6 protein-coding genes are annotated in these 8,887 nt (G+C 42.0%); 5 read left to right on the forward strand and 1 reads right to left on the reverse strand.

Features of this window, described 5'->3' with window-relative positions; translation table 11 throughout:
- The coding region (gene rsmF, locus H5072_RS05775; protein ID WP_182692965.1) for a 16S rRNA (cytosine(1407)-C(5))-methyltransferase RsmF at positions 1–1,426 on the reverse strand (1,426 nt) is incomplete at its 3' end.
- A 265-nt stretch (positions 1,427–1,691) separates the two neighbouring features.
- Here rsmF and H5072_RS05780 point away from each other — a divergent pair.
- From H5072_RS05780 to prpF, 5 genes are all read left to right on the forward strand, one after another.
- Complete coding sequence (locus tag H5072_RS05780; protein ID WP_182692966.1) at positions 1,692–2,378, forward strand: GntR family transcriptional regulator; 687 nt, start codon at positions 1,692–1,694, stop codon at positions 2,376–2,378.
- A gap of 274 nt (positions 2,379–2,652) precedes the next feature.
- Positions 2,653–3,531, forward strand: coding sequence for a methylisocitrate lyase (prpB, locus tag H5072_RS05785; RefSeq protein ID WP_138488929.1), 879 nt, complete (start codon positions 2,653–2,655; stop codon positions 3,529–3,531).
- 49 nt (positions 3,532–3,580) lie between these two features.
- Positions 3,581–4,705, forward strand: coding sequence for a 2-methylcitrate synthase (prpC, locus tag H5072_RS05790; protein WP_182692967.1), 1,125 nt, complete (start codon positions 3,581–3,583; stop codon positions 4,703–4,705).
- A 130-nt stretch (positions 4,706–4,835) separates the two neighbouring features.
- Positions 4,836–7,445: a Fe/S-dependent 2-methylisocitrate dehydratase AcnD gene (gene acnD / locus H5072_RS05795; protein ID WP_182692968.1), complete on the forward strand. Its 2,610-nt coding sequence runs from the start codon at positions 4,836–4,838 to the stop codon at positions 7,443–7,445.
- Positions 7,446–7,456: 11 nt separating this feature from the next.
- Complete coding sequence (gene prpF / locus H5072_RS05800; RefSeq protein WP_182692969.1) at positions 7,457–8,623, forward strand: 2-methylaconitate cis-trans isomerase PrpF; 1,167 nt, start codon at positions 7,457–7,459, stop codon at positions 8,621–8,623.
- The last annotated feature ends 264 nt before the right edge of the window (positions 8,624–8,887 follow it).

Genomic DNA, 8,887 nt, shown 5'->3' on the forward strand with positions numbered 1-8,887 from the left:
TTTGCACTAGATCGCGTGGTAGTGAATTTTTGATCTTATTTTTTTGCCACTTTCCCAGCCCAATAGGGCAACCACATAGCGTTAATACCACTTCACCTATTGTTTGAGTTACTTCAGTTAGGCGTATATCTTTGCCTTGAAAATAATCATTTGCTTGCTCGTTATTTAAAGCAAATACATTGGTTTTACACTCATTGCCAAATACGGTTGCAAATTCGTGCGTTAGCCTTACGCCATTTTTATGAATAATGCCAATTTGAATACCTAAGCGTGCGTACTTAATTTTATTTTGCACAGCTTCAAATCCTTGTGGAAATAACCACAACTCTTTATCGCGCTGCATTAAGCTGCCAGGTAGGTTAGTTAACCCAAAGTGCTTTTTAAGCGATTGCATAAACGCGGCACTTTGTTTTTTATCAAACTCGTTAAACGGGAATGCACCTTTTTTAACTGTTTGATTTGGGTTGTTGCAACTTGTGTGCTTTTTAAATTTAGCAATAAAAAAGCCTTCGCTATCGAATGTTTGCGGCCATACATGCAAATAGCCTTCACTTGTTGTTGCTTTACTTGCACCTTCAAATAAATCACTTAGGGACTCAGGCGCAATATAGTCACCAAACTCACTGAGTAAATAATCGCACACTTGTTGGTTTTCGAGCGGGGTAAGTGTGCAGGTTGAATACACTAATGTGCCACCTGGCTTTAATGCATAAAAAGCGCTTTTAATTAAGTCTTTTTGTACTTGGGCTATTTGTATGTTTGATTCTATGGACCAATTTTTAAGTGCGTCGGCGTCTTTACGTACTGTGCCTTCGCCAGAGCATGGCGCGTCTAGCAATATGCTATCAAAGCATTCAAACATGTAGTTACCAAATATAACACCGTCAAAATGCGAGAGCGCACAGTTACCTACTCCCATGCGTTTTAATGTAGCGCTTAGTACTTTTAGGCGCGATGACGAAAGCTCGTTTGCAACAAGCACGCCTTGGTTATTCATAAGTGCTGCAAGCTGCGATGTTTTAGAGCCCGGTGCTGATGCCATATCAAGCACGAAATTATTTTGAGAGTCTGCGAGTTCAATACTTTGCTTTAATGCCATAGGGGGTAGCATTGAACTTGCTTCTTGTACGTACATAGCACCGCTTAGGTGTAAGTCGGTATTACCTAGGGCTAGGTTTTGTTCTTCATTGCTTGGGCGTTCTAACCAAAAGCCTTCACTGCACCAAGGGATTGGGGTTAGCAGCCAATTTTTTTCAGTTGCACGTTCTACAAATTCTTCAATGCTAATTTTTAATGTATTAACGCGGATAGATTTTCTGAGGGGCCTGCGACACGCATTTAAAAAGTCATCTAAGTTTAGATGCGCTGGTAAATAGGTTTTTACGTCATCAATAAAGTGCTCAGGAATAAAAGTGTTGGCGTTCACGCGTTAGCTCATACTATAAAAATAAAGCGTGATAATAGCATTTATATAATGCATTTTCAGCGCTTAAAGACGTAACATCTGATTTATTGCCCTGTCGACACTTCATTGTTTTAGTCCATTTTAAAGCGTATTTTATACGACTTTAGATTAATAGTGTCGACAATGAGTGTGTTTTTTAGCCGTTTTGATAGGTTTAAGGGTTGACATGATTTTTTAATAAGCCCATAGTAACCACATTAATTGTCGACAATCTTAAAAATAACTTATGACACACACATTTATAAACGAAGCGCCTATAACTACCGCATCAGATCAAGTATTTGTAGATATGCGCCGTGAGATTGTTGAAGGAAGCATAGTTCAAGGCAGTAAAATATCAGAGCCTGAGCTTGCCAAACGTTATGGTGTAAGCCGTGCAACGCTTAGAGAGGCGTTAAATCGCCTAGAAAGTTGCTACCTTGTTGAGCGTAAAGCTAACGTAGGTTGCCGAGTAGTTGCTCTTACCGCTGAGCGCTTGATTGAAGTGTACCAAGTTCGCAGCTCACTTGAAGGCTTAGCATGTAGGCTTGCTGCCGACAATATGGAACCCGAAGAAGTAAAAGGCTTAAAGCAATTACTTAATCAGCACCTACAAACACAACGTGTTAAAGAGGGTGAATCTTATTACCAAGAAGCCGGCGATTTAGATTTTCATTATCGTATTATTCAAGGCAGTAAAAACGCGCATTTAATTCATTTATTGTGTAATGAGCTTTATCAATTAATACGCATGTATCGTGTACAAATGGGCATGGTGGGGCCGCGTGTATCAAAAGCGTTTGATGAGCATTTAGCGATTATTAACGCCATTGAAAACCACGACGGTGAACTGGCCGAAATGCTCATGAAGCGCCATATCAGTGCATCGCAAGCAAATATTCAAACCAAATTTGATGTATACCAATCAATATGAGTATTCGAACAATTTAACGGATTAAATCGCTCCGTAACGTCGTTAAAAATTTTTTATTTAGAACCACTAAACATAAAAATTATTGCCTAGTTACAGAACGATTTTCTTATCGTTAAATAGACCTCATACGCATACAGATTGATATTAGTCGCAAAAAACAGAAGCTGTTAAAAGTTAAAAGCTAAAAGTTAGCAAGAGCAGTTAAACAGTCACAATTACAGATTAAAACTATAAGTTACTCCACGTAGCAACCGTTCAAAGTGAGGATAAAGTAATGTCAGCAGGATTAAAGTTTAAACACGCTATTGCCAATAACCGCCCGTTACAAGTGGTAGGTACTATTAACGCCTACACAGCGATGATGGCTGAAAAAATGGGTCACCAAGCTATTTACCTCTCAGGTGCCGGTGTTGCAAACGCTTCGTTTGGTATGCCTGATTTAGGTATGACAAGCCTTGATAACGTGCTTGAAGATATTCGTCGTATTACAGGTGCTAGCGACTTACCATTACTTGTTGATGCTGATACCGGTTGGGGTGGGGCATTTAATATTGCACGCACAGTAAAAGAAATGACTAAAGCGGGTGCGGCGGGTTTTCATATAGAAGACCAAGTAGCGCAAAAACGCTGTGGTCATCGCCCTAATAAAGAAATTGTAAGCCAAGGTGAAATGGTTGACCGCATTAAAGCGGCGGTTGATGCAAAAACCGATAGCGATTTTTATATTATGGCGCGTACCGATGCATTTCAAAAAGAAGGTTTAAACGCCGCGATAGACCGTGCAGCAGCCTGTGTTGAAGCGGGTGCTGACGCTATTTTTGCAGAAGCCGTACACGACCTTGCTGATTACCAAGCATTTGCAAAAGCGATTAACGTTCCAATTTTGGCAAACATTACTGAGTTTGGCCAAACACCTATTTACACAAAAGAGCAGTTAAGCGATGTAGGTGTTGAAATGGTGCTTTACCCACTCAGTGCATTTAGAGCCATGAACAAAGCAGCATTAAACGTGTATTCAGCAATTTTAAATGAAGGCTCGCAACAAAGCCAAATTGAAAATATGCAAACGCGCTCTGAGCTTTACGACTTTTTAGATTACCACACGTACGAGAACACACTCGATAACCTTTTTTCATCAAAATCTGACAAATAATAATTATTAAAAAATAAAATCACACACAAATTTAAGATAGGAGAAGATCATGGTAGATAAAGCATTAGGCGGCGCGGGTTTACGCGGACAAGTGGCTGGTCAAACAGCATTGTGTACTGTTGGACAAAGTGGTTCTGGTTTAACGTATTGTGGTTACGATATTAGCGAACTTGCCGAAAAAGCGCAGTTTGAAGAAGTGTCTTTTTTACTTTCACGTGGTGAGTTACCAACCACAAGCGAATTGGCAGAATATAAAGCAAAACTAAAAAGCTTACGCGGCTTACCAGATGCACTTAAAACCGTGCTTGAAAATATTCCTAAAAACGCGCATCCAATGGATGTAATGCGCACGGGCTGCTCAATGTTAGGTAACCTTGAAATGGAGCTTGATTTTAGCCAAGCCAATGATGCAATCGACCGTATGGTTGCTGTGTTCCCAAGTATTATTTGTTACTGGTACCGCTTTACAAATGATGGCGTACGCATTGAAACACAAACTGATGACGACTCTGTTGGCGCACATTTTTTAACGCTGTTACATGACAAAGCACCTAGTGATTTATTTGCACAGGTAATGAATGTATCACTAATTTTATACGCAGAGCACGAGTTTAACGCCTCTACCTTTACAGGCCGTGTATGTGCTTCAACTTTATCTGATATTCACTCTTGTGTAACTGGTGCGATTGGTACGCTGCGTGGTCCATTACATGGTGGTGCTAACGAAGCGGCAATGGATATGATTCAAGGTTTTACAAGCGCTGAACATGCTGAGAAAGAAATTATGGGCATGCTTGAACGTAAAGACAAAATAATGGGCTTTGGTCATGCTATTTATCGCGAGTCTGATCCGCGTAATGTAATTATTAAAAAGTGGTCTGAAAAACTAGCGGCAGAGGTGGGCGATACCGTGCTTTACCCTGTGTCTGTTCGTTGTGAAGAGATTATGTGGCGCGAGAAAAAACTGTTTTGTAATGCTGATTTTTTCCATGCGTCTGCTTATCATTTTATGGATATTCCAACTAAATTATTTACGCCAATATTTGTAATGAGCCGTGTTACTGGTTGGACAGCACATGTAAAAGAGCAGCGCGCTAACAACCGTATTATTCGCCCAAGTGCCGATTACACAGGGCCTGACGCACGCAGTTACACACCAATAGAGTCACGTTAAAAAAATGAGTGAGCACGCATGTGCTCACTTTTTTATTGCACATAGCCACTAGCGAGTAGTTTTTTTCAAACTTTTTATTAAACACGCTAGCTGTGAGCAAACACCGTCACCAAATTAGCGAACCCTTACCATGACCATAATTAATAACACCCAATACCGTAAACCCTTACCAGGCTCAAATGTCGACTATTACGATACCCAAGAAGCCGTAGATGCAATTAAGCCAGGTGCATACGCCACGCTACCTTATACATCGCGTGTATTTGCTGAAAACCTAGTACGCCGATGTGACCCCGCCATGTTAACCGATGCACTTAACCAGCTAATTGAGCGCAAGCAAGATTTAGATTTTCCGTGGTATCCGGCGCGTGTGGTCTGCCACGATATTTTAGGCCAAACAGCACTTGTTGATTTAGCAGGTTTGCGTGATGCAATTGCAGCCAAAGGCGGCGATCCGGCAAAAGTGAATCCTGTGGTACCCACGCAGTTAATAGTGGATCATTCACTCGCGGTAGAGCATGCCGGTTTTGATCCTGACGCATTTGAAAAAAACCGCGCCATTGAAGACAGACGAAATGATGACCGTTTTCACTTTATAAACTGGACAAAAACTGCGTTTAAAAATATTGACGTTATTCCACCGGGTAACGGCATTATGCATCAAATTAACCTTGAAAAAATGTCGCCGGTTATTCAAAACCGAGATGGCATTGCATTTCCAGATACACTAGTTGGTACCGACAGCCACACGCCTCATGTTGATGCGCTGGGTGTTATTGCTGTGGGTGTAGGCGGGCTTGAAGCTGAAAGCGTTATGCTTGGCCGTGCTTCATATATTCGCTTGCCTGATATTGTTGGTGTTGAGCTAACAGGTAAGCGCCAACCGGGTATTACCGCAACCGATATTGTGTTGGCCATTACTGAATTTTTACGCGAACAACGTGTTGTATCTACTTATTTAGAGTTTTACGGTGAAGGTGCCGACGCGCTTACACTTGGCGACAGAGCAACCATTTCAAACATGACGCCTGAATTTGGCGCAACTGCCGCCATGTTTTATATCGATGATAAAACAATAGATTATTTGCGTTTAACAGGGCGTGAAGAAGAACAAATTGCCCTTGTAGAAAATTACGCAAAAACAGCAGGCCTTTGGAGCGATAGCTTAAAAACCGCAAAATACGAACGTGTACTTAAGTTTGATTTATCAAGCGTGGGGCGCAATATTGCAGGTCCATCTAATCCGCACCGCCGTGTATCGACAAGCGATTTAGCTAAAGAAGGTATTTCGGGCGTTGTTGAAAATGAAGAAGGCTTAATGCCAGACGGCGCATGTATTATTGCCGCTATTACTAGTTGTACTAATACTAGTAATCCACGCAATGTAATTGCTGCAGCACTCCTTGCCCGTAACGCAAATGCTAAGGGTTTAATGCGCAAACCTTGGGTTAAAACTTCATTAGCACCAGGCTCAAAAGCAGTGCAATCATACCTTGAAGATGCAAACCTACTAACAGAGCTTGAGCAACTTGGCTTTGGCATTGTTGGTTTTGCGTGTACAACATGTAACGGTATGAGCGGAGCGCTTGACCCTGTGATTCAAAAAGAAGTAATTGAACGTGATTTATACGCAACGGCTGTACTTTCAGGTAATCGTAACTTTGATGGGCGCATTCATCCTTATGCTAAGCAAGCATTTTTAGCGTCACCTCCTTTAGTTGTTGCGTACGCCATTGCAGGTACTATTCGCTTTGATATTGAAAAAGGGGTACTTGGGCAAGATCAACAAGGCAACGACATTACGCTTAAAGATTTATGGCCATCAGATGAAGAAATTGACGCAGTAATTAAGCACAGTGTTAAGCCAGAGCAATTTAGAAAAGTATACGAGCCTATGTTTAATTTAACCGTAGATTACGGTGAAGATAACGATCCACTTTACGACTGGCGCCCAGAAAGCACCTACATTCGTCGCCCTCCTTATTGGGAAGGTGCACTTGCGGGTGAGCGCACTATGACCGGTATGCGCGCGCTTGCAGTACTTGGCGATAACATTACAACGGATCATTTATCGCCATCAAACGCAATTATGGCAAGTAGTGCTGCTGGCGAATACCTGACCAAAATGAACGTGCCAGAGGAAGACTACAACTCGTATGCAACGCACCGGGGCGATCATTTAACAGCGCAGCGCGCAACATTTGCAAACCCAAAACTACTTAATGAAATGGTACTGGACGAAAACGGCGACGTTAAACAAGGTTCTTACGCTCGCCTAGAGCCACAAGGCACTAATACCCGTATGTGGGAAGCAATCGAAGCCTACATGGAGCGTAAACAGCCGCTTATTATCGTAGCCGGTGCCGATTACGGTCAAGGTTCGTCGCGCGATTGGGCTGCAAAAGGCGTAAGGCTTGCAGGCGTTGAAGTAATCGCAGCTGAGGGCTTTGAGCGTATTCACCGTACTAACTTAATTGGTATGGGGGTTTTACCGCTTGAGTTTAAAGCAGGCACAACGCGTAAAACCCTAAAGCTGGATGGCAGTGAAACGTACGATGTAACGGGCGATTTAAAACCAGGTGCTACCGTTAATTTAAGCATTACCCGCAAAGACGGTGAAGTACTTACTGTGCCTATGAAATGTCGTATAGATACCCAAGAAGAGCTTTCTATTTACGCGGCTGGTGGTGTGTTACAACGCTTTGCTCAAGACTTTTTAGAAGCAACGCAATCTGCATAAGGGCAAACACTATGTTTAAACCGCAAATTAAAGTGCCTGCAACCTATATGCGTGGCGGCACCAGTAAAGGTGTGTTTTTTAATTTAACTGATTTGCCAAAGCCTGCTCAAGTAGCAGGCGAGGCGCGCGACAATTTATTACTGCGTGTTATTGGCAGCCCCGATCCGTATACCAAACAAACGGATGGAATGGGCGGCGCTACATCAAGCACCAGTAAAACCGTAATCCTAAGTAAAAGTGAGCAAGCTGATCACGATGTTGATTACTTGTTTGGTCAAGTGGCTATAGATAAACCTTTTGTAGATTGGAGCGGTAACTGCGGTAATTTAACGTCAGCAGTGGGGGCTTTTGCTATTAGTAATGGTTTGGTCGATAAAAGCAGAGTACCCAATAACGGTGTTGCTATTGTGCGTGTGTGGCAGGCTAATATTAAAAAAAGCATATTAGTGCATGTCCCTATGACCAATGACGAAGTACAAGAAACCGGTGATTTTGAGCTCGATGGCGTTACATTTGCTGCAGCTGAAGTAAAACTTGAATTTATAGACCCGGCTGATGGCGATGGCGCGTTATTCCCAACAGGTAACGTAGTTGATGACTTAGAAGTACCAGGTGTTGGTACTTTAAAAGCCACGATGATAAATGCAGGTATTCCTACTGTATTTATTAACGCCGCTGATATTGGTTATACCGGCACAGAGCTGCAAGACGATATAAATAACGATGTTGCAGCGCTTGAAAAGCTTGAAACCATTCGCGCTTATGGCGCCGTTAAAATGGGCTTAATCACTGATATTAATGAAGCGCAAGCTCGCCAACATACACCAAAGGTTGCGTTTGTTGCAGCGCCTTTAGATTACACTGCATCTAGCGGTAAATTTATTGAGGCTGCCAACATTAACTTACTCGTGCGCGCAATGTCGATGGGTAAACTGCATCATGCCATGATGGGCACAGCCGCTGTAGCTATTGGCACTGCCGCAGCAATTGAAGGCACACTTGTTAATATAGCCGCTGGTGGCGGCGCATTGAGTGAAGTTAACTTTGGTCATCCGTCGGGCACGCTAAAAGTAGGTGCTGAGGCTAAAAATAATGCTGGCAACTGGCTAGTTACCAAAGCAAGTATGAGCCGAAGTGCACGTGTATTAATGGAAGGAGTTGTAAGAGTCCCTTACTAATCACAGGTGAAGTTAAGCGTAGCTAAACATTTATTTTAGTTAAGCAAACAAATTTTATAAACGTTTGCTTAGCTAAAGTAAAACCTACTCACACTCGGTAGAAATAATCCTTTTTCATTAATTTTTCGAATTATCGTCTTTTTTCGCTCTCATCCACCGCATTTACTTGAAGAATATAATTAACAAACTAGATTATATGTAATATTCATTTAATAAAGTGAATATATTGTATCAATATGTGCTGGTTCTTTATGAGTGTCTATA

The organism is Pseudoalteromonas sp. SR45-5 (assembly GCF_014163565.1).
GTDB classification, from domain to species: Bacteria; Pseudomonadota; Gammaproteobacteria; order Enterobacterales; family Alteromonadaceae; genus Pseudoalteromonas; species Pseudoalteromonas distincta.

Coding starts and splice junctions, on each gene's coding strand:
- acnD (WP_182692968.1), top strand. CDS start 4,836: ATGACCATAATTAATAACACCCAATACCGTAAACCCTTACCAGGCTCA.
- prpC (WP_182692967.1), top strand. CDS start 3,581: ATGGTAGATAAAGCATTAGGCGGCGCGGGTTTACGCGGACAAGTGGCT.
- H5072_RS05780 (WP_182692966.1), top strand. CDS start 1,692: ATGACACACACATTTATAAACGAAGCGCCTATAACTACCGCATCAGAT.
- prpF (WP_182692969.1), top strand. CDS start 7,457: ATGTTTAAACCGCAAATTAAAGTGCCTGCAACCTATATGCGTGGCGGC.
- prpB (WP_138488929.1), top strand. CDS start 2,653: ATGTCAGCAGGATTAAAGTTTAAACACGCTATTGCCAATAACCGCCCG.